Origin of the sequence: Mesorhizobium sp. M4B.F.Ca.ET.089.01.1.1 (assembly GCF_004022605.1) — a bacterium.
GTDB lineage: Bacteria > Pseudomonadota > Alphaproteobacteria > Rhizobiales > Rhizobiaceae > Mesorhizobium > Mesorhizobium abyssinicae.
Genome location: NZ_RZOS01000042.1, coordinates 1 through 23,603, shown reverse-complemented (window position 1 = coordinate 23,603; position 23,603 = coordinate 1). Strand labels below are relative to the sequence as shown.

At 65.6% G+C, this 23,603-nt stretch carries 22 protein-coding genes; 7 read left to right on the top strand and 15 right to left on the bottom strand.

The window, feature by feature from the left end:
• The 5 genes from EN780_RS07020 to EN780_RS07000 form a co-directional block, all read right to left on the bottom strand.
• Window positions 1-868 (bottom strand): Gfo/Idh/MocA family oxidoreductase (locus EN780_RS07020; RefSeq protein WP_133372585.1); only part of this gene is annotated, 868 nt, incomplete at its 3' end.
• A 212-nt stretch (window positions 869-1,080) separates the two neighbouring features.
• The gene (gene ugpC / locus EN780_RS07015) at window positions 1,081-2,166 is read right to left on the bottom strand and encodes a sn-glycerol-3-phosphate ABC transporter ATP-binding protein UgpC (protein WP_127392907.1); all 1,086 of its coding nucleotides are present in this window, start codon (window positions 2,164-2,166) and stop codon (window positions 1,081-1,083) included.
• 11 nt (window positions 2,167-2,177) lie between these two features.
• On the bottom strand, window positions 2,178-3,014 hold the full coding sequence (locus EN780_RS07010; RefSeq protein ID WP_127286634.1) for a carbohydrate ABC transporter permease: 837 nt from the start codon (window positions 3,012-3,014) through the stop codon (window positions 2,178-2,180).
• Complete coding sequence (locus EN780_RS07005; RefSeq protein ID WP_126057345.1) at window positions 3,011-3,871, bottom strand: sugar ABC transporter permease; 861 nt, start codon at window positions 3,869-3,871, stop codon at window positions 3,011-3,013. Before EN780_RS07005 ends, EN780_RS07010 begins: the two co-directional genes overlap by 4 nt.
• A gap of 315 nt (window positions 3,872-4,186) precedes the next feature.
• Window positions 4,187-5,455, bottom strand: coding sequence for an ABC transporter substrate-binding protein (locus EN780_RS07000; RefSeq protein ID WP_127286635.1), 1,269 nt, complete (start codon window positions 5,453-5,455; stop codon window positions 4,187-4,189).
• A gap of 106 nt (window positions 5,456-5,561) precedes the next feature.
• Here EN780_RS07000 and EN780_RS06995 point away from each other — a divergent pair, with 106 nt between their 5' ends.
• On the top strand, window positions 5,562-6,428 hold the full coding sequence (locus EN780_RS06995) for a helix-turn-helix domain-containing protein (protein WP_127286636.1): 867 nt from the start codon (window positions 5,562-5,564) through the stop codon (window positions 6,426-6,428).
• Between the two features lie 32 nt (window positions 6,429-6,460).
• On the opposite strand, the gene doeB is transcribed toward EN780_RS06995, so the two are convergent.
• From doeB to EN780_RS06945, 10 genes are all read right to left on the bottom strand, one after another.
• Window positions 6,461-7,462: a N(2)-acetyl-L-2,4-diaminobutanoate deacetylase DoeB gene (gene doeB, locus EN780_RS06990; protein WP_128272811.1), complete on the bottom strand. Its 1,002-nt coding sequence runs from the start codon at window positions 7,460-7,462 to the stop codon at window positions 6,461-6,463.
• Window positions 7,463-7,467: 5 nt separating this feature from the next.
• The gene (doeA, locus tag EN780_RS06985; RefSeq protein WP_127392351.1) at window positions 7,468-8,646 is read right to left on the bottom strand and encodes an ectoine hydrolase DoeA; all 1,179 of its coding nucleotides are present in this window, start codon (window positions 8,644-8,646) and stop codon (window positions 7,468-7,470) included.
• Between the two features lie 83 nt (window positions 8,647-8,729).
• A complete protein-coding gene (locus tag EN780_RS06980; protein ID WP_127392352.1) occupies window positions 8,730-9,722 on the bottom strand; it encodes a cyclodeaminase in 993 nt (330 codons plus the stop codon).
• Window positions 9,719-10,714, bottom strand: coding sequence for a hydroxyectoine utilization dehydratase EutB (eutB, locus tag EN780_RS06975; protein WP_189379575.1), 996 nt, complete (start codon window positions 10,712-10,714; stop codon window positions 9,719-9,721). The genes EN780_RS06980 and eutB overlap by 4 nt, the downstream gene beginning before the upstream one ends.
• A complete protein-coding gene (eutA, locus tag EN780_RS06970; protein WP_127309140.1) occupies window positions 10,711-11,490 on the bottom strand; it encodes an ectoine utilization protein EutA in 780 nt (259 codons plus the stop codon). Before eutA ends, eutB begins: the two co-directional genes overlap by 4 nt.
• Window positions 11,491-11,495: 5 nt before the next feature.
• The gene (gene ehuD, locus EN780_RS06965; protein WP_127286487.1) at window positions 11,496-12,155 is read right to left on the bottom strand and encodes an ectoine/hydroxyectoine ABC transporter permease subunit EhuD; all 660 of its coding nucleotides are present in this window, start codon (window positions 12,153-12,155) and stop codon (window positions 11,496-11,498) included.
• A complete protein-coding gene (gene ehuC, locus EN780_RS06960; protein WP_127392353.1) occupies window positions 12,155-12,814 on the bottom strand; it encodes an ectoine/hydroxyectoine ABC transporter permease subunit EhuC in 660 nt (219 codons plus the stop codon). Before ehuC ends, ehuD begins: the two co-directional genes overlap by 1 nt.
• Window positions 12,815-12,979: 165 nt before the next feature.
• Complete coding sequence (gene ehuB, locus EN780_RS06955; protein ID WP_127309142.1) at window positions 12,980-13,831, bottom strand: ectoine/hydroxyectoine ABC transporter substrate-binding protein EhuB; 852 nt, start codon at window positions 13,829-13,831, stop codon at window positions 12,980-12,982.
• Window positions 13,832-13,968: 137 nt separating this feature from the next.
• On the bottom strand, window positions 13,969-14,754 hold the full coding sequence (gene ehuA, locus EN780_RS06950; RefSeq protein WP_127286484.1) for an ectoine/hydroxyectoine ABC transporter ATP-binding protein EhuA: 786 nt from the start codon (window positions 14,752-14,754) through the stop codon (window positions 13,969-13,971).
• Between the two features lie 136 nt (window positions 14,755-14,890).
• Window positions 14,891-16,276, bottom strand: coding sequence for a PLP-dependent aminotransferase family protein (locus EN780_RS06945; RefSeq protein WP_128272809.1), 1,386 nt, complete (start codon window positions 16,274-16,276; stop codon window positions 14,891-14,893).
• Window positions 16,277-16,358: 82 nt separating this feature from the next.
• Here EN780_RS06945 and EN780_RS06940 point away from each other — a divergent pair, with 82 nt between their 5' ends.
• The 6 genes from EN780_RS06940 to EN780_RS06915 form a co-directional block, all read left to right on the top strand.
• The gene (locus EN780_RS06940) at window positions 16,359-16,850 is read left to right on the top strand and encodes an Lrp/AsnC family transcriptional regulator (RefSeq protein WP_127392355.1); all 492 of its coding nucleotides are present in this window, start codon (window positions 16,359-16,361) and stop codon (window positions 16,848-16,850) included.
• A gap of 246 nt (window positions 16,851-17,096) precedes the next feature.
• Window positions 17,097-18,590 carry an NAD-dependent succinate-semialdehyde dehydrogenase gene (locus EN780_RS06935; protein ID WP_127392356.1) on the top strand — a complete coding sequence of 498 codons (1,494 nt, stop codon included), beginning with the start codon at window positions 17,097-17,099 and terminating at the stop codon, window positions 18,588-18,590.
• A gap of 179 nt (window positions 18,591-18,769) precedes the next feature.
• Window positions 18,770-20,149 carry an aspartate aminotransferase family protein gene (locus EN780_RS06930; RefSeq protein WP_128272807.1) on the top strand — a complete coding sequence of 460 codons (1,380 nt, stop codon included), beginning with the start codon at window positions 18,770-18,772 and terminating at the stop codon, window positions 20,147-20,149.
• Between the two features lie 165 nt (window positions 20,150-20,314).
• A complete protein-coding gene (locus EN780_RS06925) occupies window positions 20,315-21,409 on the top strand; it encodes an alcohol dehydrogenase family protein (RefSeq protein WP_127392512.1) in 1,095 nt (364 codons plus the stop codon).
• A 194-nt stretch (window positions 21,410-21,603) separates the two neighbouring features.
• The gene (locus tag EN780_RS06920; RefSeq protein WP_127284794.1) at window positions 21,604-22,575 is read left to right on the top strand and encodes a sugar ABC transporter substrate-binding protein; all 972 of its coding nucleotides are present in this window, start codon (window positions 21,604-21,606) and stop codon (window positions 22,573-22,575) included.
• Between the two features lie 142 nt (window positions 22,576-22,717).
• On the top strand, window positions 22,718-23,603 hold an 886-nt coding region (locus tag EN780_RS06915), incomplete at its 3' end, for a sugar ABC transporter ATP-binding protein (RefSeq protein WP_133372584.1).

Sequence of the window (23,603 nt, the reverse complement as noted above, 5' to 3'; positions counted from 1 at the left end):
TGATGGTCTCGCGTCTCCCGTCGGGCCGGATCAGGTCGATCCTGCCCGGCCCGACGTCGCGGTTGCCACCGGCGAACCAGAAGTCAGGCACCTCGATCTGGCCCTTGGTGCCAAGGATGCGCAGCACATTGTCCTGGTTGAGCGAGATGCTGCAGGAAACCTCGGCGACGATGCCGTCGGCAAACTGCAGCAGCGCCGAGGCCCATTCGTCGACGCCGGACTGGCCGAGATGGGCAGCGCCCACAACCTTGTCGGGCTCAGCGAAGGGTTGCCCGACCGCAGCGCCTGCAAGCAGCCGCGCCATCGATACAGGATAGCCGCCGACATCGAGGATGCCGCCGCCGGCGAGGTCGTTAGCATAGAGCCGGTGCTCCGGCATGAAGCCCGGCATGGCGAAGCCGAAGCTCGATTTGATCATGCGGACTTCGCCGATGACGCCCGACTTGATCAATTCGACCAGCTTCAACGTCTGCGGGTGCAGCCGGTACATGAAGGCTTCGCCGAGGAAAGTGCCGGCCTTGCGCGCGGCATGGATCATGGCGTCGGCCTCGAAGGCGGTGAGCGCCAGCGGCTTCTCGCACAGCACGTGCTTGCCGGCTTCAGCGGCCTTGATCGCCCATTCGGCATGGCCGGGATGCGGGATCGAGATATAGACGGCGTCGACGCCATCGTCGGCGAGCAGCGCCTCATAGCCGTCGAGGATGCGCGCGCCGGGGAAGGCCTCGGCGAGGCCCGGCTTGCCGGAGTTGCGGGCGCCGAGCGCTACCAGTTCGCCGGTGCGCGACTGCGCCACGCCGCCGGCAAAGGATTTGGCGATGCTGCCGGGCCCGACAATGCCCCAACGAATCTTTTGCGGTCTGGATGTCATGTCAAATCTCCTGCGGTCGCCGCCACGCATCCGCGATCGGGCAAGAATGGACCATTTTGTTCGAGCATGATCTTTCCGAAAACCGGTTCCCGCTTTTCGGGATCATGCTCCTAGAGCGGTTCAACGTTTCTTGGAATCGCCGAACCGCTCTAAGTATTTGTTTTTACGCAATTCCGGACGGAAAACCGTTGCACACTTTTCCTGGAATTGCTCTAGCGTATCCGCGCGCCCTTGGTGTCAAAGAGTAGCGCCTTGTCGGCCTTGATCGCCACCGTCAGATGGTCGCCACTCGCCCGCTGCCTGGATGCCTCGCGCTCGATGATCAGTTCGTCGTCTCCGGCACCGGCGTAGACGTAGCTCACCGATCCGAGATGCTCGGCGACATCGGCCTTGACGGCGATGTCGCAATCGCCTTTGCCGGCATCGAAGAAGTGTTCCGGCCTGACCCCTAGCACGACCTCGGCGCCGACCGCCGGAGGCGTGCTCTGGAGCGGCTTGCTCAGCCGCGCGCCGGCGTGGTTGACGAGCTCGACCGTCGCCGCGCCCGGCCCGGTCTCGACCACCCTCGCCGGCATGAAGTTCATCTTCGGCGAGCCGATGAAGCCGGCGACGAAGCGGTTGGCCGGGTCGTCATAGAGATCTAGCGGGGCGCCGATCTGCTCGACATTGCCGGCCTTGAGCACGACGATCCGGTCGGCCAGCGTCATCGCTTCGGTCTGGTCGTGCGTCACATAGATCATGGTGACGCCGAGTTCCTTGTGCAGCCGGGAGATCTCGACCCGCATCTGGACGCGCAGTTCCGCATCGAGATTGCTGAGCGGCTCGTCGAACAGGAAAACTTGCGGCTCGCGCACGATGGCGCGGCCGATGGCAACGCGCTGGCGCTGGCCGCCCGACAATTGCTTCGGCCGCCGGTGCATCAGCTCGTCGATGCGGAGAATCTCGGCGGCGCGCCTCACCCGCCGCTCGGTGTCGGGCTTCGGGTTGCCGTTCATGCGCAGGCCGAAGCTCAGATTCTGCTCCACCGTCATGTGCGGGTAGAGCGCGTAGGACTGGAACACCATGGCGATGCCGCGCTCGGCCGCCTCGACATCGTTCACCACCTTGCCGCCGATGGCGATCTCGCCGGCGCTGATGTCCTCCAGCCCGGCGATCATGCGCAGCAGCGTGGACTTGCCGCAGCCGGACGGGCCGACGAAGACGACGAACTCGCCTTCGGCGATGTCGATGTTGGCGCCATGGACGACGCCGAAGCCGCCGAAGCGCTTGACGACATTGGTGAGTGTGACCGCTGCCATATCGCCTTTTCCTACTTGACCGCGCCGGCGGCGATGCCGGCAATGAAATGACGCTGCAGGAGCACGAAGACGACGAGCATCGGCACGGTCAGCATGACGGCGCCGGCCATGATGCCGCCCCAGGAGACCTTGGTTAGGCCGATCAGCGTGCCGAGCGCCACCGGCGCGGTCATCGAACCGGGCTGGCTGTTGATCAGCAGCGGCCAGAGATAATTGTTCCACGAGGCGAGGAAGAGGATGATGGCGAGTGCGGCCAGCATCGGCCGTGCCAAAGGCAGCGCGACGAACAGGAAGATGCGCCACTCCTTGACGCCCTCGACGCGGGCGGCGTCGAACAGATCGGCCGGCATCATCGAGAAGGCCTGCCGCATGAACAGCACGCCGAGCGAATTGAACAGCGGCGGCACGATCAGCGCGATCCAGGTGTTGGCGAGCTGGAAGTCGCGCGCCACCATGATGAACTGCGGGATCAGCACCACCGAATAGGGCAGCGTGATGGTGCCGAGGATGATCGCCACCACCGCGCCCTTGCCGACGAACTGATAGCGCGCCAGCGCCCAGCCGGCCATCGAGGTGAGCAGCACCGACAGGAAGGTGTAGGTCACCGCCACCGAAACCGAGATGCCGATGGCGCCGACGAAATTGGTGTCGCGCTGCAGATTGTTGAAATTGTCGACGAAATTGTCGTGCGGCAGAAGCTCGATGCCGGGGCTGAAGATGCCGTTGTCGGGCATGGTCGAGAACACCACCATCATCCACAGCGGAAACAGCCAGATCACCGCCAGCGGCGTCAGGAACAGATGCAGCGCGATTGCGCGGCCGAGCCGGCTTTGCGAGCGCGAGGTCATTTCGGGTCCCTCGTCAGCCAGAGCTGCACCAGGGTGATGGCTATCGCCAGCCCCGCCATGGTGTAGGCGACGGCCGAGGCGTAGCCGAAATTGAGCGAGCGGAAGCCCTGGCGGTAGAGCAGCAGGCCGAGCGTCTCGGTGCCACCGCCGGGGCCGCCGCGTTCGGTGATCAGGAACGGCTCGGTGAACAGCTGCATGGTGCCGATGATCGACAGCACGGCGCAGAAGACGATGATCGGCTTCAACAGCGGCAGGGTGATGTAGAAGAACTGCTTGACCTTGCTGACGCGGTCGAGCGTGGCCGCCTCATAGACGTCGTCCGGGATGGATTGCAGGCCGGCGAGCAGGATGATGGCGTTGTAGCCGGCCCAGCGCCAGGTCACCGCGATCATGATCAGCGCCATGGCCGGCGTGACGTTGGAGAACCAGTCGACGCTGGGCAGGCCGACGCTGTTCAAGAGCTTGTTGATGATGCCGAAGTTCAGATTGAACATCAGCCGGAACACCGCCGAATAGGCAACCTCGCCGACTACCACCGGGGCGAAGAAGGCAAAGCGGTAGAGGCCGCGGACTTTCAGCAGCGGCGAGTTCAACAGCACCGCCATGACGATGGCCAGCGATATCATCACCGGCACCTGGATGACGAGGATGAGCAGCGTGTTCTTCAGCGCGTTGTAGAAGGCCGGGTCGCCGATCAGCCGGCCCCAGTTGAAGGTCGGCGCGAAGCGCCAGGGCACGGTGCGCGTCGCCTGGAAGGAGATCAGGAACGAGCTGATGATCGGCCAGACCCAGAAGATGGAAAAGATCAGCAGATAGGGCGTGAGGAAACGATAGGCCGTGGCGTTCTGATGGCGCATCGTTTCCTCCTTCAATCGGTTGCCGCCTGTTGTGGCGGGCAGTGTTGATATGGATGCTGCCGGTGGGAGCAGCATGATTTGGCCAGGTCAGCGCCGCCCCTCATCCCCCTGCCGGGACCTTCTCCCCGTATCGTGACGGGGAGAAGGGGCTGGCCGCGGCCTTGGCATTTTGCAACGCTGGCGATTGGCGAAATCGCTGGCGGCAGCGTCCCTCTCCCCGTCACTATACGGGGAGAGGATGCCGGCAGGCAGGTGAGGGGCAGCGCCAACAGTCCGGCAAGGTGCCCTATATCTGGCCCACCAGCATCTCTGCCTTCACTTCACCGGCAGGCCGGTCGCCGAGGCGATCTGGCTTGCGGCGTCGTCGAGCGCCGCCTTGGCGTCCGGATAGCCGCCGCCCAGATATTTGGTCTGCACGGCGCGCATGATGAGCTCGGCATCGCTCTGGAACTGCGTGCCGCGGCTCGGCACGACCTTGGGCAGGGTGGCCAGGATATCCTTCCACACCGCCTGGCCGCCCCAGTAGGGCAGGCCTTGCGAGACATAGGGGTCGTCGAGCGCCGAGATCAGCGACGGCACCAGGCCGAAATCCTTCAGCATGGTGATCTGGCCTTCATTGGTCTCCAGCGTGTATTTCAGATAGGCGTAGGCCGCTTCCTTGTTCTTCGAGGCCGAGGTGATGGCCAGCGACGAGCCGCCGAGATTGGCGGCGCGCGGGCCGTCGGCGGTCAGGCTCGGCATCGGATAGACGCCCCACTTGCCGTTTTCGCCGGCCGATTCGGTGCGGATGGTGCCCTCATACCAGCCGCCATAGACCTGGGTGGCGACGGCGCCGGCGGTGTTGTTGGTGATCTTGGTGCCCCAGTCGGCCGAGGCCATGATGCCGGCGTCCTTCATCTCCTTGATCTTGGTCAGCGTGTCGACGCATTTGGGCTGGTTGACCGTGATCGACTGGCCGTCCTCGGCGAAATAGCCGCAGCCCTGCTCGTTGGCGATCATGCGGAAGAATTCGGTGTCGCCGTTGAAATCGGCGTTGGTCATGGTGACGCCGGGATTGGCGGCCTGGATCTTCTTGCCGGCGGCGATGAAATCGTCCCAGGTCTTGATCGAGGCGGGGTCGACACCGGCCTTCTCATAGAAGTCGCGGCGGTAGAAGGAGGCGACCGGGCCGGAATCCCAAGGCATCGCATAGGCCTTCTCGCCGACCTCGAGCTCGGTGCGCTTGAAATCGGGGAATTTCTTCTGGTCCTCGGCGGTGTAGCCCAGCGTATGCAGGTCGACGAAGCAGTCGGGGAACTGGCTCCAGTAGTTCTCGGCCTCGCCATTCTCGATCGAAACGATGTCCGGCAGACCGACGCCGCCGGCGGCGCAGCCGGCAATCGACTTGTCATAGGTCGGTTGGTTGCCGAGATCCTCGACGGTCACCTTGATGTCGGGGTATTTCTTGTTGAAGCCGGCGACGGTGGCCTTCAGCGACGAAGCCGCGATGTTCCAGCTCCAGATCGTGATTTCGCCGGATTGCGCCATGGCCGGGCCGGAGCCCAGGGCAAGCGCGAGCGCGGCGCAGGTCAGTGTGGTGCGCATTGAACTCCTCCCATTTCATTTGCTCTCTCACAGTGAGCGTGGCTAGATTATGCAGCGCGGAAGGCTTGTCCCGGACAAAGGGAAAAGAAAATTGGCGGAAAGTAAGATGCCGGAACGGCCGTTCTACCAGCCTGGCGCCAGCAGCGTGGAAGGCATGCCGCTGATGCTGCAGATGTTCCACACACAGCCGCTGGTTATGCTCAAGCCGCATTGGCACGCGCAGGTGGAAGTCAATTTCATCGTGCGCGGCAGCGTGCACTATTTGATGAACGATCACGAGATCTCGCTGTCGGCCGGCGAGATGTGCCTGTTCTGGGGCGGCCTGCCGCACCAGATGGACGATCTCAGTGACGATGCCGTCTATGCCGGGGCGCATTTGCCGCTGGTGCATTTCTTCCGGCTGCATCTACCCACCGATGTCCGGCACCGGCTGATGACGGGCGCCACGCTGGTGACGTCGGCCACCGACCAGGCTGACAACCACAATTTCGAGCGCTGGAACAACTACGCCCGCTCGGGCGACGCGGCCAAAGCCGAGCATGCGGTGAACGAGCTGCTGCTTCGGCTGGAGCGGGTGCGGTTCGAACCCTACCGGCTTGTTTCGAGGGTTCCCGCCGCACATTCGGCGGGCAGCCCCTTCGACCAGCAGTCCTCGCGCAATGTCGGGCGCATGTGCGACTTCATCGCCGAGAATTTCCTCTATGAGATCGACTGCGTCGACATAGCGGCTGTCGTCGATATCCACCCGAAATACGCCATGAGCATCTTCAAGAAGTCGACCGGGATGACGCTCAACGAGTATGTCAACCTGCTGCGGCTGAGCTATGCGCAGGCGCTCTTGATGCATGAAGACGCCAACGTGCTGCGCGTCGCCATGGATTCGGGCTTCGGCTCGCTCAGCGCCTTCAACAAGTCGTTCCGCAAGCTTGCCGGCATGTCGCCCTCCGACTTCCGCCGGGCCGGCGTCAAATAGCCGAGGATCACTTCATGGGTGCGCGCGTCGCGTCACCCCACCTCGACCGCCACCACCGAAATGCAGTCGCCGGCCTTGACCAGGCCTGGAAAATGCCGCGCCGCGAGCAGGCCCGACATTTTCGCCCCGATCTCCTGCGGCGCGACGCCGGTGCGGCCGATGCCATGAATGCGGGCGACGACCTGTCCCTCCTCGACGGGCTCGCCGAGATCGACCATCGTCTCGATCATGCCGTCGTCCTCGGCGAAGGCGAAGCTGTCGCCGGAAGGCATGTCGAGCCAGCAGGTCTTTGCCAACTCGACCGCACCGGCGACGATGCCGGCATGCTTGAGCACGTTGCGCACGCCGCGGCGCGCGATGCGCACCGTCTCGGCGCGGGAGGTGCCGCCGCCGCCGAGCTCGGTGGTGATGAACAGCTTGCCCATCTCCTCGGCGGCGGTGTCGAACATGCCGACGGCGTCGATCTCCAGCATCTTCATCGACCACGGCGCCGAGAACGCCTCGACCGCGTCGAAGCCCTTCGCTTCCAGGTCCTTGTCCGGCCTTATGTGGGCGGCGCAGAACGGCACGAAGTCGAGCGTCCTGCCGCCGGAGTGGAAGTCGAGCGCGATGTCGGTGCGCGGCAGGAGCTCACGCTGGAAATAGTCGGCTATCTTTTCCGTCACCGTGCCGTCGGGGCGGCCGGGGAAGCTGCGGTTGAGATTGCCCTTGTCGATCGGCGAGGTGCGGGTGCCGGCGCGGAAGGCCGGGTAGTTCATCGCCGGCACGATGATGACCGTGCCAGAGACGTCCCTGGGATCGAGCGTGCGGGCAAGGTCGTAGAGCGCCAGCGGCCCCTCGTACTCGTCGCCATGGTTGCCGCCGGTGAGCAGCGCCGTCGGCCCGTTGCCGTTGCGGATGACGCAGATCGGGATCATCACCGAGCCCCAGGCCGAATCGTCGCGGCTGTAGGGCAGGCGCAGGAAACCGTGCTGGACGCCGTCCTTGTCGAAATCGACGGTCGGGGCGATCGGTGAAGGACGCAAGGCCGCCATCGCGATCAATCCTTCGCGACCAGCTTGCGCGGCACGTTGGCCAGGCACTCGACGCCGGTCTCGGTGATCAGAATGGATTCGGTGATCTCCAGCCCCATCGTCTCCAGCCAGAGGCCCGTCATGAAGTGGAAGGTCATGCCGGGTTTCAGCTCGGTGCGGTCGCCGGGGCGCAGGCTCATGGTGCGCTCGCCCCAGTCCGGCGGATAGGAGATGCCGATCGGATATCCAGTGCGGTTGTCCTTGACGATGCCGTATTTCTTCAAGACGGCGAAGAAGGCGTTGGCGATGTCCTCGCATGTGTTGCCGGGCCTGGCGGCGGCAAGACCTGCCTCCATGCCTTCCAGCGTCGCCTTCTCGGCATCGAGGAAGGCCTGCGTCGGCTTGCCGAGGAAGACGGTGCGCGACAGCGGGCAATGGTAGCGGTTGTAGCAGCCGGCGATCTCGAAGAAGGTGCCCTCGCCGGCCTGCATCGGCCGGTCGTCCCAGGTCAGATGCGGCGCCGAGGCGTCGGCGCCGGACGGCAGCAGCGGCACGATCGCCGGATAGTCGCCGCCGATCCCATCGACGCCGCGCGTGCCGGCATCGTAGATCTCGGCGACCAGATCGCATTTGCGCATGCCGACCTCTATTTTGTCGACGATGCGCTGGTGCATGGCCTCGACGATGCGCGCGGCCTTGCGCATGTAGTCGATCTCGGTCGGGCTCTTCACCGCGCGCTGCCAGTTGACCAGCGCGGTGGCGTCGACGAACCGGGCGTTGGGCAGATGCTTCTGCAGCGCGGCGAAGGCGGCGGCCGAGAACCAGTAATTGTCCATCTCGACGCCGATGGTGAGCTTCTCCCAGCCGCGATCGGAAAGCACGCTGGACAAGAAGTCCATCGGGTGGCGCTCGGTCGACTGCACGTAGTGGTCGGCGTAGCCGATGATGTTGTCATGCGCGAGATAGGCGGTGCGCTTGGCGCCGTTGGCGTCCTGGCCGCGGCCGTACCAGACCGGCTCGCCTGAAGGCGGCACGATGACCGCCTGGTGGACATAGAACGACCAGCCGTCATAGCCCGTCAGCCAGGCCATGTTGGAGGGATCGCTGACGATCAGCAGATCGACCCCCTTGGCCGCCATGGCCTTCCGCGTCTTGGCGAGGCGCTCCGCATATTCGCCGCGCGTGAATTTCAAATTCGGCTGCATTGTTCTTGGTCCTCGTTTGTTGGGCCTTGCGGCCTTTTCGGAAAGCAGGTTTCCACCTTTCCGGATCACGCCTTGGCCAGGCCTCAGCTTTCGAAAATGGTCCCGGCATTGGCCGCTTGGGCGCGGTCACGGGCCAAGGTGGCGATCGCCGTGTCCTGCACGCCGGTGCCGGTGAGGTCGGCGATGGTGATGTCGCTGTCCGAGCGCCGGCCGTGCTTGTCGCCGGCGATGATCTGGCCGAGTTCGGCAACGTCGGCGTCGGCCGTCATCACCCCCGTCGCGATGGCATGATGCAGTTCGCCGAGCCGCTTGGTTTGCCTGGCGCTGTCGGCGACATAGAGATCGGCCATGCGCAGGATCGCCGGCGCGATCTCGTTCTTGTGCTCGGCATCCGAGCCCATGGCGGTGATGTGCTGGCCGGCCACGACGAAGCCGGCCTTGATCAGCGGTTCGGTCGACGGCGTCGTGGTGACGATGACGTCGGCACCGGCGGCCGCCTTCGCCGCGTCCGGCTCGGCGCGCACCATGATGCCGAGCTTCTCGCGCAAGCGGGCGGCGGTGGCGTCTGCCTTGGCGGCATCGCGCGCCCAGATGCGGGCTTCCGCGATCGGCCGCACCAGGCGCAGCGCCTCGAGCTGCAGTCCGGCCTGGAGGCCGGCGCCGAAGATCGCGGCGACGGCGGAGTCCGGCCGCGACAGGTGTCTGGCGGCGACCGCGCCGGCAGCGGCGGTGCGGATGTCAGTCAGATAGCCATTGTCGAGCAACAGCGCCTCGACCGCTCCGGTCTTGGCCGAGAGCAGCACCATCATGCCGCCGCCGCTGGGCAGGCCGAGCTTCGGATTGTCGAAGAAGCCGGAGCTGATCTTGACGGCGAAGCCGTCGATGCCAGGCACATAGGCGGATTTTACGTCGACCTCGCCGTGATGCTCGGGAATGTCGAGGCGCAGGATCGGCGGCATCGCCACCGGCAGCGTGGCCAGCGCGCGAAAGGCGTTCTCGACGCAGGCCACGGCATCGAGATCCAGCGCAACGATCTGGCGCAGCTCGGCCTCGGTGAGGATCATCATCCGGCTCATGCGGCACGCTCCACGGTTGATGGCGCCTCGCCGCAGACGATTCTTCTGTGCAGCGCCATGTCGATGTTGCGGCCGGACAGGATGAGCACGGCAGGTCCGGCCGTCTTGACCTTGCCGGCAAGCAGCGCGGCGATGCCGACCGCGCCGGCGCCCTCGACGATCTCGCGCTCCTGCTCATAGGCATGACGGATGCCGGTGGCGATCTCGTCCTCGGAGAGCAGAATAACATCGTCGAGCAGGTCGCGGCACATGCCAAAGGTCAGCCGGTTGTCGAGGCCGATGCCACCGCCGAGCGAATCCGCCAGCGTCGGCAGTTCCTCCACCTCGACTGGCCGGCCGGCGTCGAGGCTCGCCTTCATCGCGGCGCCCCGCGCCATGGTGACGCCGATGACTTTAGTGTTCGGGCTGACGCCCTTGACGGCGGCGGCGACGCCCGAAGCCAGTCCGCCGCCGGACAGCGGCACCAGCACGCTTGCTGCGTCCGGCACCTGCTCGATGATCTCCAGACCGAGCGTGCCCTGGCCGGCAATGATGTCGGGGTGGTCGAAGGGCGGCAGCATGACCAGGCCCTGTTCGCCGACCAGTTTCTCGACCTCCTTCTGCGCATCATCCTGACTGTTGCCGACGATGCGGATCTCGGCGCCGAGCCGACGGATCGCGTCGAGCTTGTTGTCGGGCACCAGCCGCGACATGCAGATCACGGCGCGGATGCCGTCGAGCCGCGCCGCATGCGCCAGCGCGCGGCCGTGATTGCCGGTCGAGGCGGCGACCACGCCGCGCGTCTTATCCTCAGGGCTTAGTGAAGCGATCGCGTTCGAGGCGCCGCGCAATTTGAAGGCGCCGGTGGTCTGATGGTGTTCGAGCTTGAGGTGGACGGGGTGGCCGATGCGATCCGTAAGGCTTTGCGACTGCACGTTCGGCGTGCGCTCGACCTTGCCGGCGATGCGCTCGCGGGCGGCGCGGATGTCGGCGAGGGTGATGGCGCTCGTCATGATTGGCTCAGCGACTTCGTCATCAGCCGGCCGAACTGAGGCCGCGCCGTGTCGTCGCCACACAGCCGCAGGCAATTCCAGGCCGTGGCCTGGTTGCTGGTGACGACCGGGCGGCCGATCGCCTGCTCCATGCCGGCGACCGCGAGCGCCGAGCGCAGCGCGGTGCAGGACACGAACAGCGCATCAGCCTCGGCATCGGTTGCCTTGCCGGCCAGTTCGACGAGCGCGGCCGGCGGGATGCGCGCCATCTCACGGTCGTCCTCGAAGCCGAGGCAGGTGAAGCTCACGATCTCGAAGCCGCGCTCGGCGAAATAGGCCGCCATCGGCCGGCTGGTCTCGACCGTGTAGGGGGTGAGGATGCTGATCCGTCTCGCGCCCAGCGCCTTCAGCCCGTCGACGCCGGCCATCGGCGGCGTCACCACGGCAACGCCGGGCCTGGCGGCCCGTATCGCCGCCTCGATCTCGGCGTCGCCGATCACCACCGAGGCCGAGGTGCAGGAATAGCAGATGGCGTCGAGCGGCTCGTCCGGCAGGATGAGCGCGGCGGCGGCCTCAAGCTCAGGCTGCATCCTGCGCAGATTCTCCGGCGTGGTCGGGTTCTTGTAGGGGATGCGGGCGACATAGACGCCGATCCGCTCGCTCGCCACCATGCGGCGGAAATCCGGCTCGCTGGTGTGGTCGGTGGCAAGGATGATCAGGCCGACGCGCTTTTCCAGCGGGCGCGCATCGAGGGCCGGCCTTGTCGGCAACAGCCTGATTTCGGGCAGCGGTTGCATCAAAACTACCTTTCGATCTTGCCGTAGCGGTGTTCCAGCCAGCGCAGCAGCACGACCGAGAAAAGGCTGATGATCAGGAAGAAGGCGCCGACCAGCGTCATCGGCTCGACGTAGCGGTAATAGGTGTTGGCGACGCTCTTGGCTTGGTTCATCAGCTCCAGCACGGTGATCGCCGAGAGCAGCGGCGTCTCCTTGAACATGGCGATGAAGTAATTGGCCAGGGCCGGGATCATCGGCGGGATCGCCTGCGGCAGGATGATGTGCGTCCAGGTCTGGCCGGCGCCGAGATTGCAGGCCTTGGCGGCTTCCCACTGGCCGCGCGGCACGTTGTCGATGCCGGCGCGGTAGACCTCTGCCGTGTAGGTGCCGTAGTGCAAGCCGAGCCCGATGACGCCAGCCACCAGCGGCGGCAACAGGATGCCGAAGTCGGGCAGCACGTAGAAGATGAAATAGAGCTGCACCAGCAGCGGCGTGCCGCGGATGAATTCGGCGAGGAAGCCGACGGTGCGCGACACGGCCCGGTTCTCCGAACGCCGCGCCAGCGCGATGGCCAGGCCGACGATCGCCGCCAGCACCGAGCCGAGCAGCGTCGCCAGGATGGTGATCTTCACCCCCTGGATCAGCGTCGGCAGGATCTCCCTGACGAAATTCCAATCCCAGTCCATCAGACGCGCACTCCGTCGATGCCGCGCGCCATGCGGCGTTCCAGCGAGCGCACGCCCCAGGAGATGACCAGCGCAAGCACGAAATAGATGACCAGGATGGTGGTGAATGGCATCAGCGTGTTGCCGGTCTGCGAGCGCACCACCTGCGCCTGGAAGGTGAGATCGGCGAGCGAGATCAGCGAGACCACCGAGGTCGCCTTGAGCAGTTCGATGGCGTTGTTGCCGAAGGTCGGCAGCATGACCAGCAGCGCCTGCGGCAGGATGACATGGCGCATGCCTTGCCAGCGGCCGAGATTGAGCGCGATGCAGGCCTCGTACTGCTCGCGGCCGATCGACTGGATGGCGCCGCGCACAACTTCCGCCGCATAGGCGCCGACATTCAGGCCCAGCGCCAGCACGCCGGCCTGCAGCGGCGTCAGCGAAATGCCGGCAAGGGGCAGCACGAAGTAGGCCCAGAACAGCTGCACGAAGATCGAGGTGCCGCGGAAGAACTCGATATAGGCGGTGGCCAACGCGCGCACGATGAAGAAGCGCGACAGCCGCCCCATGCCGGCCAGGAAGGCCATGATCAGCGCCAGCACCGACCCCATCAGCGTCAGCTCGATGGTGACAAGCGCTCCCTGCAATATCAGGCCGAGATAGCCGGACCACTGGGTCATCTGGGTTCCAACGTTGGCGGTTAGCTTTCTTCTCCCCGTTCTACGGGGAGAAGATGCCGGCAGGCAGATGAGGGGCGGAGCCACCTTCTGATATCTTGGCGCTGCCCCTCATCCGGCCCTTCGGGCCACCTTCTCCCCGTGAACGGGGAGAAGGAAGAAAGCGCCCTACTTCGCCGCGCAGAGCTTTTCGCGCGTCGTCGACATCGCGGCGGCGGCCGAGAAGCCGTAGGGCTCGATGATCTTGGCGAACTCGCCCGACTTCTTCAGCTTGGCGAGCTCGACATCGTAGGCATCGCGCAGCGCCTCGTCGCCCTTCTTGAAGGCGGCGCCGTCGCAATAGACCGGCGCGCCCATCACCGGGGCGATGACTTCGAGGTTCGGGTCGTTGGCCTTCTTGACCAGGTCGTTGATCGACAGAACGGGGAGCGAATAGGCGTCGATGCGGCCATCCTGCAGCATCTTCAGGCCGCTCTGGCCGTCCGGCACGACGATGACGCGATCGCGCGGCACGCCGGCATTGAGCGCCAGCTTCTCCTCGGTGCCGCCGCCCGGCGCGCCGATGGTGGCGGAGCTATCCTTGGCGACGTCCTCATAGCTCTTGAAACCCTTCGGATTGCCCTTCTTGACCAGCATCGCCTCGGCGTCGCAGAGCACCGGCTCGGAATAGGCGACCGCGGCGCAGCGCTCCGGCTTCATGAACAGGCCGGCGGTGACGACGTCGAAGCGGCCGGCCTGCAGGCCGGGGATCATGGCGCCATATTCGGAGATCGAGGCGACGATGTCATTGACACCCAGGCGCTTGAAGATCTCGCGCGCCACGTCGGGCGCGGCGCCCGAGACCTTGCCGTCGGCGGCGACCGCCGTGTAGGGCGGTTCGTTGGCGATGGCGACGCGGGCGAAGCCCTGCCCCTTCAATTGCTCGAGCTTGGCGTCGTCGGCCGAGCGCGCGCCGGAGGCAAGCAGCATCGTGGTCACCGCGAGGCCGGCGACGCCGGCCAGAATGGCAAGTTTCTTCATTGTTCCCAACTCCTTGTTGTTATCCTGGTTTGCGTTGTTTCAGGACGACTGCGTCGCCCGTCTAGGATGGTCTCGTCGCTTCGGGCTTCGTCGCCCGCGGGACGACTTCGTCGCTCGCGGGACGACTTCGTCGCCCGTTAGACGCGGTGTCCGGCCGCGATGATCTTTTTCAGGAAGCCTTGCGTGCGCTCCTGCTTGGGGTGGCGGAAAATCTCGTCGGGCTTGCCTTCCTCGACGATGCGGCCGCGGTCGAAGAACAGCACGCGATCGGCGAAATCGTGGGCGAAGCCCATCTCGTGGGTGACGAGCAGCATCGTCATGTCGGTCTCGGCGGCGAGCTTGCGCATGACGTTAAGCACCTCCTCGACCAGCTCCGGGTCGAGCGCCGAGGTGACCTCGTCGAACAGCATGATCTTCGGCGACAAAGCGAGTGCCCGGGCGATCGCCACGCGCTGCTTCTGGCCGCCGGAAAGCTGCGCCGGCATCGCCTTGGCCTTGTCGGCCATGCCGACCATGTCGAGCAGTTCCATCGCCCGCTTTTCGGCTGCGGCGCGCGCCACGCCCTTGGTCAGCATCGGCGCCAGCGTCACGTTGTCCATGACGCATTTGTGCGGAAACAGATTGAACAGCTGGAAGACCATGCCGATCTTCTGGCGCATTTTCGCCAGATGGCGCTCGTCGGCGGGCAGGAGCTGGCCGTTGCGCTCCATGTGGTAGAGATGCTCGCCATCGACCTGGATGTGACCGCCGTCGATCTTCTCCAGCGTCATCAGGATGCGCAGGATCGTCGTCTTGCCGGAGCCGGACGGGCCGATCAGCGCCAGCTTCTCGCCGGGCATGACCTGCATCGACAGGCCGTCCAGCACCTTGAAGGCGCCGAAGCTTTTGGAAATGGCGTCGACCTTGATGATGGGCGCGGGCAATCAATTTCCCCGTTCTGGAGAAGCCTATGCCCTTAACGATGCGGAACGCGCTAAATCATGTCAATTAGGAAAATAATATCATGACAATATTTCCGACGCGGCACAATTTCAGGGCAATCTGAACTCCGCTTGTGCATCAGATGGCGAGCAGGAGATGCTCCGGATCGCCAAGCAGCAGCTTGGCGACAACGCTCAAGCCGGCGCGCAGTTCCGCCTCGGCGGTCGAACCCAGCGAAATGCGCACCGCGGGATGCCAGGATGCCTCGGCGATGCGGAAAGAGCTGCCGGGCGCGATCGCCACGCCGCGCAGGCGGGCCTGCGACACAAAACTCTCCTCGGCGCGGTCGCCGGGAAGCTCGAGCCACAGGTGCAGCCCGTCGCGGTGGACGCGGTAGTCGATGCCGGCCAGCACCTCCGCGGCGATGTCCTGGCGCCGCCTGAGCGCGGCGCGCTGCCAGTGGACCAGCTCCATCGCCGTGCCGTCGGTGACCCAGCGCGTGGCGATCTCGGCCACCATCGGCGTCGCCATCCAGTTCGAGACGAGGTGACGGTTGGCCACCGCCGCGACATAGCGGTCGGGCGCGGCGAGGTAGCCGATGCGCAGGCCGGGCACGGTGATCTTGGTGAAGGAGGTGACGTAGAGCGTGCGCTCCGGCGCGAAGGCGGCGACCGGCGGCGGCCGGTCCTCGACCAGCGGGCCGAGCACGTCGTTCTCGATGATGGCGATGTCGTGCTTGCGCGCCACGGCCGCGATCTCCTCGCGCCGCCTGGCATCCATCAGCGTCGCCGTCGGGTTGATCACCGAGGGCTGCACGAAGACGGCGCGGATGTCGGAGTGCCGGCAGGCCTCATCGAGCGCCTGCGGGATCAGCCCGTTCTCGTCGATCGGCAGGCCTTCGAGGTTGAAGCCGAGATAGCGGGCGAGCGGCACCAGCGTGTGGTGGCCGATGGCCTCGGTGGCGACCGTCGAGCCGGGGGGCGCCACGCTCATCAGCGCCACCGTCATGCCGGCGGTGGCGCCGTTGGTCAGGCTGATGTTCTGCGGCGAGGCGTCGAGGCCGCAAAGCCGCAGCCATTCGACCGCCACGGCGCGGTGGCGCGGAAACACCATGTTCGGGCGGAAGGACAGTGCCGAGCTCGACGGGAGGTTTTCGGCGAGCCAGCCCAGCGCCTGCTTCAGCCGCTCCAGATGCATCGGCTCGCAGACCGGCTTCAGGATCGAGAGGTCGATGACCTCACCCAGGCGCTCGGGAATGTAAGGCGGATCCTCCTCGCGGCGCTGCGTCTGGACGAAGCTGCCTCGGCCGATCTCGCCGGAAATCAGGCCGCGCCGGATCAGTTCCTCATAGGCGCGGCTCACCGTCTGCACCGACAAATTCAGGTCCTCGGCGAGCCTGCGGTGCGTCGGCAGCCGGGCGCCATTGGCGAGCCGCCCGTCATGGATGGCGCGGGCGAACTGGTCGGCCAGCGACTGGTAGGCCGGGCGGCGAATGAGGGTGGGATCTGGCTGCCACAATGTCATGACTTATTAGAGATCGAAATCAGTGCAATTGACAATCGAAATCATGCGCCCCCATGGTGGCGGCAGCAAAAAGTGGACGCCCATGACCGCGGTGAAACTCGACCCGATCGACCTCAAGATCCTCGACGCGATCCAGCGCGACGGGCGCATCACCAAGCTGGCGCTGGCCGACAAGGTCGGCCTGTCGCCGACACCGTGCTGGATGCGGCTGCGCAAGCTGGAAAAGGCGGGCATCGTCTCGGGCTATCATGCCTCGGTCGCCATGCGAGCGGTGGCGCCGGTGGCGACCGTGCTGGTGGAGGTGACGCTGGCCAGCCACCGCCAGGCCGATTTCGACCGTTTCGAGCGCGTCGTCCGCGACATCCGCGAGATCGTCGCCTGCTGGTCGGTGGGTGGCGGCGTCGACTATGTGCTGAAGGTGATGGCGCGTGACATCGACGCCTATCAGCGGCTGGTCGACAGCCTGCTCGAGCGCGAGATCGGCATCGACCGCTACTTCACCTACATCGTCACCAAGACGGTGAAGGAGGAGACGGTGCTACCGGTGGCGGATCTGCTGCCGGGGCAAGGTTGAGTCGGTCTCGCGATCAGCTTGGAGATTGGCCGAACGTCCGCTGCTTCGCCCCAGGGTGACGAAGCGGAGGAGGCTCGGCCAGTTTTCACGGTTCGGTACTCACCGCCGGCCGTCGCGCTAGAGAGATCATCTGCGCCCAAGGGTCATTAGAGACAATCTCTCTACCTGCGGCTGCCGAAACAGCCTCTCTGTCTCGACCGCGCGGCTAGTCTCTCCGTATCGCCTCGGCACCGGGAGACCTGATCGATGTCCGCGCATCTTGCCCGCACGAACCGCCATGAAGCCCTCGACGGCCTTTCCGACCGCCGGCTGCTGCGGGCGCTCGCCTATGTCGACAGCCACTGGACGGCGAGCGAGGCGGCGGAAAGTTTCGCGGTCACCGATCCGGCGACCGGCTCAGCGATCGCCTTCGTTGCCGCGCTCGATGCAGGGCAGACCACGAAGGCGATCGATGCCGCGTCCCGCGCCTTTCCGGCGTGGCGGGCGCTGCTGCCGCAGGAGCGCTCGAAGATCTTGCGAAAATGGTTCGAGCTGATCATCGCCGCCAAGGACGATCTGGCGCTGCTGATGACGCTGGAGCAGGGCAAGCCGCTGAAGGAATCGCTGGGTGAGATCGACTACGCCGCATCCTTCGTCGAATGGTATGCCGAAGAAGCCAAACGCCTCAAAGCCGAGAGCGTCAGCAGCCATCTGCCGAATGCCGAGATGACCGTGCGGCGCGAGCCGCTCGGGGTCGTCGGCGTCGTCACGCCGTGGAATTTTCCCTCGGCGATGCTGACCCGCAAGGCGGCGGCGGCGCTTGCCGCCGGCTGCACCATCGTCGCGCATCCATCCTCGGAAACGCCGCTCTCGGCGCTGGCGCTGGCCGAGCTCGGCGAGCGCGCCGGGCTTCCCACCGGCGTGTTCAACGTCGTCACCGGCGAGGCGCGCAAAATCGTCGGCGCGATGTGCGCGGATGCCCGCGTCCGCGCCATGAGCTTCACCGGCTCGACCGAAGTCGGCCGGCTGATCGCGGCGCAGAGCGCGCCGACGATGAAGCGGCTGGTGATGGAGCTCGGCGGCCATGCGCCGCTGATCGTGTTCGACGATGCCGACATCGACAGGGCTGTGACGATTGCGCTCGACGCCAAATTCGCCACCTCAGGCCAGGATTGCCTCGCCGCCAACCGCATCTATGTGCAGCGGCCGATCTACGAGCGGTTCTGCGCCGCCTTTGCCCGCCGCATCGAGGCGCTGAAAACCGGCAATGGGCTTTCCGGCGATGCCGACATCGGGCCGCTGATGCACGAGCGCGCCGTCCAGAAGGTGGAGGAGCAGGTCGCCGACGCGCTCGCCCGCGGCGCGCGCTGCCTGGGCGGCGGCGGGCGCCATGCCGCCGGGCCGCTGTTCTATCAGCCGACGCTGCTCGTCGATGTGCCCGACGAAGCGCTGATCATGCGCGAGGAGACGTTTGGCCCGGTCGCGGCGGTGACGCCCTTCGACGACGAGGCGGAGGTTGTCGCCCGCGCCAACGCCACCGAATACGGCCTGGTCGCCTATGTCGTGACCGAAAATGGCGCCCGGCAGGCGCGCATGGGCCGCGCGCTGGACCACGGCATGGTCGCCATCAACCGGGTGAAGATCACCGGCGCGCCGATCCCGTTCGGCGGCGTCAAGCAATCCGGGATCGGCCGCGAAGGTTCGCGCCACGGGCTCGAAGCCTTTACGGACCTCAAATATCTTTGCCTGGACGTGGCGTAAGGCGCGTCGATATTCAGGTGATGCCGGCCTGCAAATGGCGGCTTCCTGCGCTTCCGGTGCTCACGTACCAAAAGTACGCTCCGCTCCGGTTCTCGGAATCCACCATTTTCGACTCGGCCTGACCTGAATCTCGACGCACCTTGGGCCGCGCAAGGCGATCTTTCTCAAGGAGTCAAAAAATGCTTGAACAGTCCAACGAACTTGCCGCCTGGGATCGCGACCACTTCTTCCATCCCTCGACGCATATGGGCACCCATGCGCGGGGCGAGTCGCCGGCGCGCGTCATGGCCGGCGGTGAGGGCGTCACCGTCTGGGACAATACCGGCAGGAAGAGCATCGATGCCTTCGCCGGCCTCTATTGCGTCAATGTCGGTTACGGCCGCCAGAAGATATCGGATGCGATCGCCGAGCAGGCGAAGAACCTCGCCTACTACCACGCCTATGTCGGGCATGGCACCGAGGCCTCGATCACGCTCGCCAAGATGATCGTCGACCGTGCGCCCGAGGGCATGTCGAGGGTCTATTTCGGACTCTCCGGCTCGGACGCCAACGAGACCAACATCAAGCTGATCTGGTACTACAACAACGTGCTCGGCCGGCCGGAGAAGAAGAAGATCATCTCGCGCTGGCGCGGCTATCACGGGTCCGGCGTGATGACGGGCTCACTGACCGGGCTCGACCTGTTCCACAACGCCTTCGACCTGCCGCGCGCGCCGATCCTTCACACCGAGGCGCCCTTCTATTTCCGCCGCGCCGACCGCTCGCAGAGCGAGGAGCAGTTCTCGCAACATTGCGCCGACAGGCTGGAAGAGATGATCCTCGCCGAAGGGCCGGACACGGTCGCCGCCTTCATCGGCGAGCCGATCCTGGGCACCGGCGGCATCGTGCCGCCGCCGGCCGGCTATTGGGAAAAGATTCAAGGCGTGCTGAGGAAATACGATGTGCTGCTGGTCGCCGACGAGGTGGTGACCGGCTTCGGCCGTCTCGGCACCATGTTCGGCTCCGACCATTACGGCATCAAGCCGGACCTGATCACCATCGCCAAGGGGCTGACCTCGGCCTATGCGCCGCTTTCCGGCGTCATCGTCTCCGACAAGGTCTGGCAGGTGCTGGTCAACGGCGCCGACAAGCTCGGCTCGCTCGGCCATGGCTGGACCTATTCGGCGCATCCGATCTGCGTTGCCGCGGGTGTGGCCAACCTGGAGCTGATCGACGAGATGGACCTGGTCACGAACGCCGGCGAGACCGGCGCCTATTTCCGCGCCGAGCTGGCCAAGGCCGTCGGCGACCACAGACATGTCGGCGAGGTGCGCGGTGACGGCATGCTGGCGGCGGTCGAGTTCGTCAAGGATCGCGACGACCGCGTGTTCTTCGATCCGGCGCTGAAGGTGGGGCCGCAGATCGCCACGGCGCTCGCGGCCAGCGGCGTCCTCGGCCGCGCCATGCCGCAGGGCGACATCCTCGGCTTCGCGCCGCCGCTCTGCCTGACGCGTGAGGAAGCCGACACGGTGGTGGCGAAGACGGCCGACGCGGTGAACAGCGTGTTCGCCGGACTCTAGTTTGACCGTCGGCGCCGCCCCTCATCCGCCTGCCGGCACCTTCTCCCCGTATAGTGACGGGGAGAAGGGAGAAGCTTCGACGCTGGAGCCCCTCTCCCCGTCCTTCACGGGGAGAGGGTAGGGTGAGGGGCAGCGCCAACCTATATTGAGTTGGAGCCAACATTCATGACATCCCATCCCCCCATTCCAGCCACCATGGCCGCCGTGCAGCTCACCGGCCATGGCGGTCCGGAAAAGCTCGTCTACCGCACCGATGTGAAGGTGCCCGCGCCGGCCGCCGGCGAAGTGCTGGTCAAGGTCAGCGCCTGCGGCATGAACAACACCGATGTCTGGGTGCGCCAGGGCGCCTATGGCACGGAAGAGGATGCGGCGGCGGTGTCGACCTGGCGCCGGCAAGGCAACACGCTTGTCTTCCCGCGCATCCAGGGCACCGACACGGTGGGGACGATCGCCGCCGTCGGCGACGGCGTGTCTGCCGACCGTATCGGCGAGCGGGTGATGGTCGACTTTTCGATCTACAACCGCGACGACGATTCTCTGGCCGACATCGACTATATGGGCCACGGCCGCGATGGCGGGTACGCCGAGTATCAGACCCTGCCGGCCGAGAACGCGCATGTCGTCGACACCGATATGAGCGACGTCGAGCTCGCCACCTTCTGCTGCGCCTATCTCACCGGCGAGCAGATGCTGGAGCGCGCGGCTTTGAAGGCCGGGGAGCGGGTGCTGGTCACCGGCGCTTCGGGCGGCGTCGGCTCGGGCATCGTGCAGCTGGCGCGGGCGCGCGGCGCCATCCCCTATGCCATTGTCGGCAAGGGCAAGGAGCAAGCGGTGCTCGATATCGGCGCCGAGAGGGTGATTACGCGCGGCGTCGCGGATCTGCCGGCCGCCGTCACCGAGGCGACCGGCGGGCAACCCATCGATGTCGTCGCCGACCTGGTCGGCGGCGCGATCTTCAACGATTTGCTGCGCATTCTTCGGCCGGAAGGGCGCTACACGACGGCGGGCGCCATCGCCGGGCCGGTGGTGCAGCTCGACCTCCGGACGATGTACCTCAAGCAGTTGCAGCTCAACGGCTCCAGCCAGGGCACGCGGGCGGACTTCCGCCGCATCGTGCGCTACATCGAGGACAGGAAGATCAAGCCGCTGGTCGGCGGTGTCTACAGGCTGTCGGACTTCCACCGCGCCCAAGCCGATTTCATCGCCAAGGATTTCGTCGGCAAGCTGGTGGTGGTGCCGGACGCGATGTGGGCTCGCTGAGCGCGAGCCGCCCGTCGCCCGACCGCTTGCCGGCGCATAGGCGCGCCCTAGATGCCGCCCCTAGCTACGGGGGCGGCCGGCAAGAGATGCCTCAAGCCTCCATGCTGATATTGACATCGGTCAAAGTTGCACACTAAACCTTGCTGCGTAATCGGTTACGTAACCGATTACGGATCAATCAAGTGGAGGAAAGCATGAGCAAGGATCCAAACGCGTCCGGTCTCGATCTAGGCCAGTTCTCGCGCCGTCAGTTCCTCAAGACCAGCGCATTGGCGGCCGGCGCCCTGGCGCTGCCGTTCGGGCGGGCGCTCGCCGCCGACAAGCCGAAGGTCGGCCTGGTCATGAAGTCGCTCGCCAACGAGTTCTTCAAGCAGATGCAGGCCGGCGCCGAAGAGTACGCGGCCAAGAACAAGGACAAGTTCGATTTCGCCGCCGTCGGCATGAAGGACGAGCGCGACTTTGCCGCGCAGGTCGACGCCATCGAGAACTTCATCACCCAGAACTTCAACGTCATCGTGGTCGCGCCGGCCGATTCGAAGGCCATGGTGACGCCGATCGCCAAGGCGCTGAAGGCTGGCATCAAGGTCATCAACATCGACGTCTCGCTCGATACCGAGGCCAAGAAGAAGGCCGGCATCGACCTCGCCTTCTTCGGTCCGGACAACCGCGCCGGCGCCAAGCTCGCCGGCGATGCGCTCGGCAAGGCGCTGGGCAAAGGCGGCAAGGTCGTCATCCTCGAGGGCAATCCCGAGGCCGACAACGCCAAGGAACGCAAGCTCGGCTTCGACGATGCGGTGAAGGAACACGGCCTCGACCTGCTCGATTCGAAGACCGCGCATTGGGAGACCGAGGAAGCCAACACGCTGATGACCAACTTCATGACCCAGCACCCCGACATCCAGGGCGTGATGGCGGCCAATGATTCGATGGCGCTCGGCGTCGTCAAGGCGATCGACGCGGCCGGCAAGTCCGGCCAGATCAAGGTGGTCGGCTTCGACAACATCCCGGCGGTCGGGCCGCTGCTGAAGGAAGGCAAGATGCTGGCCACCGTCGAGCAGTATGGCGCGCAGATGGCCGCCCTCGGCATCGACTACGGCCTGCGCGAGCTCGCCGGCGAGAAGTTCTCCGGCTGGGTCAAGACCGACATCAAGCTGGTCACCGGCTGAGGCGGGCGAAGAGGCACCGGGCATTTAATGGCTGGTGCCATCGCTGCGCTTACCTCATCATCGCCGCCGGCAATTCCGGCGGCGGTGACGGCGCGCCGACGCCGCCTTGGCGGCCGAACGGCGCAATCCAGGATTTTGCTGCATGGATGACGCGATTCTTTCCCTTCAAGGGGTCGGGAAGATCTTTCCCGGCGCCGTCGCGTTGAGCGACGTCTCGCTGTCGATCGCGCGCGGCGAAACCCATATCGTGCTCGGCGAGAACGGCGCCGGCAAGTCGACGCTGATCAAGCTGCTCGCCGGCATCCACCAGCCGGACAGCGGCGCGATCGCCTTCAACGGCCAGCCCTACCAGCCCAAGACGCCGCATGACGCGCATCAGACCGGCATCCGCATCGTGCATCAGGAGCTAAACCTGCTCCCCTATCTCAGCATCGCCGAGAATCTGATGCTGGAAAGCCTGCCGCGCCGCCGTTTCGGCATCGTCGACGGCAAGGCGCTCAACCGGCGCGCCCTGGTGCTGCTGAAGGAGGTCGGGCTCGACATCGATCCGCGGACGCGCGTCGAGGCGCTCGGCGTTGCCCAGATGCAGCTGGTCGAGATCGCCAAGGCGCTGAGCTACGACAGCAAGCTTCTGGTGCTCGACGAGCCGACGGCGACGCTGACGCCGCCCGAGATCGAGCGCCTGTTCGCCATCATCAAGCGGCTGAAGGCCAAAGGCGTCACCATCATCTACATCTCGCACCGCCTGCACGAGGTGTTCGAGATCGGCGACCGGGTGACGGTCCTGCGCAACGGCAGGCTGGTCGCCACCCGCGACCTGCACGGCCTCACCGTGCCCGACCTGGTGCGCATGATGATCGGCCGCGACATCGCCGACGAATACGGTTTCGACACTTCGATCGTGCCGGGCGAGGTCGCGCTCAGCGTGGCGAACCTGAAGCGCGACGCCACGACACCGGCGATTTCCTTCGATGTGCGGCATGGCGAGATCCTCGGCGTCGCCGGGCTGGTCGGCAGCGGCCGGACGG

What these genes read in the sequence shown, in the direction of transcription:
- ugpC (WP_127392907.1), bottom strand. Translation starts at nt 2,166, where the DNA reads ATGGCAGCGGTCACACTCACCAATGTCGTCAAGCGCTTCGGCGGCTTC.
- EN780_RS07010 (WP_127286634.1), bottom strand. Translation starts at nt 3,014, where the DNA reads ATGACCTCGCGCTCGCAAAGCCGGCTCGGCCGCGCAATCGCGCTGCAT.
- EN780_RS07005 (WP_126057345.1), bottom strand. Translation starts at nt 3,871, where the DNA reads ATGCGCCATCAGAACGCCACGGCCTATCGTTTCCTCACGCCCTATCTG.
- EN780_RS07000 (WP_127286635.1), bottom strand. Translation starts at nt 5,455, where the DNA reads ATGCGCACCACACTGACCTGCGCCGCGCTCGCGCTTGCCCTGGGCTCC.
- EN780_RS06995 (WP_127286636.1), top strand. Translation starts at nt 5,562, where the DNA reads ATGCCGGAACGGCCGTTCTACCAGCCTGGCGCCAGCAGCGTGGAAGGC.
- doeB (WP_128272811.1), bottom strand. Translation starts at nt 7,462, where the DNA reads ATGGCGGCCTTGCGTCCTTCACCGATCGCCCCGACCGTCGATTTCGAC.
- doeA (WP_127392351.1), bottom strand. Translation starts at nt 8,646, where the DNA reads ATGCAGCCGAATTTGAAATTCACGCGCGGCGAATATGCGGAGCGCCTC.
- EN780_RS06980 (WP_127392352.1), bottom strand. Translation starts at nt 9,722, where the DNA reads ATGAGCCGGATGATGATCCTCACCGAGGCCGAGCTGCGCCAGATCGTT.
- eutB (WP_189379575.1), bottom strand. Translation starts at nt 10,714, where the DNA reads ATGACGAGCGCCATCACCCTCGCCGACATCCGCGCCGCCCGCGAGCGC.
- eutA (WP_127309140.1), bottom strand. Translation starts at nt 11,490, where the DNA reads ATGCAACCGCTGCCCGAAATCAGGCTGTTGCCGACAAGGCCGGCCCTC.
- ehuD (WP_127286487.1), bottom strand. Translation starts at nt 12,155, where the DNA reads ATGGACTGGGATTGGAATTTCGTCAGGGAGATCCTGCCGACGCTGATC.
- ehuC (WP_127392353.1), bottom strand. Translation starts at nt 12,814, where the DNA reads ATGACCCAGTGGTCCGGCTATCTCGGCCTGATATTGCAGGGAGCGCTT.
- ehuB (WP_127309142.1), bottom strand. Translation starts at nt 13,831, where the DNA reads ATGAAGAAACTTGCCATTCTGGCCGGCGTCGCCGGCCTCGCGGTGACC.
- EN780_RS06945 (WP_128272809.1), bottom strand. Translation starts at nt 16,276, where the DNA reads ATGACATTGTGGCAGCCAGATCCCACCCTCATTCGCCGCCCGGCCTAC.
- EN780_RS06940 (WP_127392355.1), top strand. Translation starts at nt 16,359, where the DNA reads ATGACCGCGGTGAAACTCGACCCGATCGACCTCAAGATCCTCGACGCG.
- EN780_RS06935 (WP_127392356.1), top strand. Translation starts at nt 17,097, where the DNA reads ATGTCCGCGCATCTTGCCCGCACGAACCGCCATGAAGCCCTCGACGGC.
- EN780_RS06930 (WP_128272807.1), top strand. Translation starts at nt 18,770, where the DNA reads ATGCTTGAACAGTCCAACGAACTTGCCGCCTGGGATCGCGACCACTTC.
- EN780_RS06925 (WP_127392512.1), top strand. Translation starts at nt 20,315, where the DNA reads ATGACATCCCATCCCCCCATTCCAGCCACCATGGCCGCCGTGCAGCTC.
- EN780_RS06920 (WP_127284794.1), top strand. Translation starts at nt 21,604, where the DNA reads ATGAGCAAGGATCCAAACGCGTCCGGTCTCGATCTAGGCCAGTTCTCG.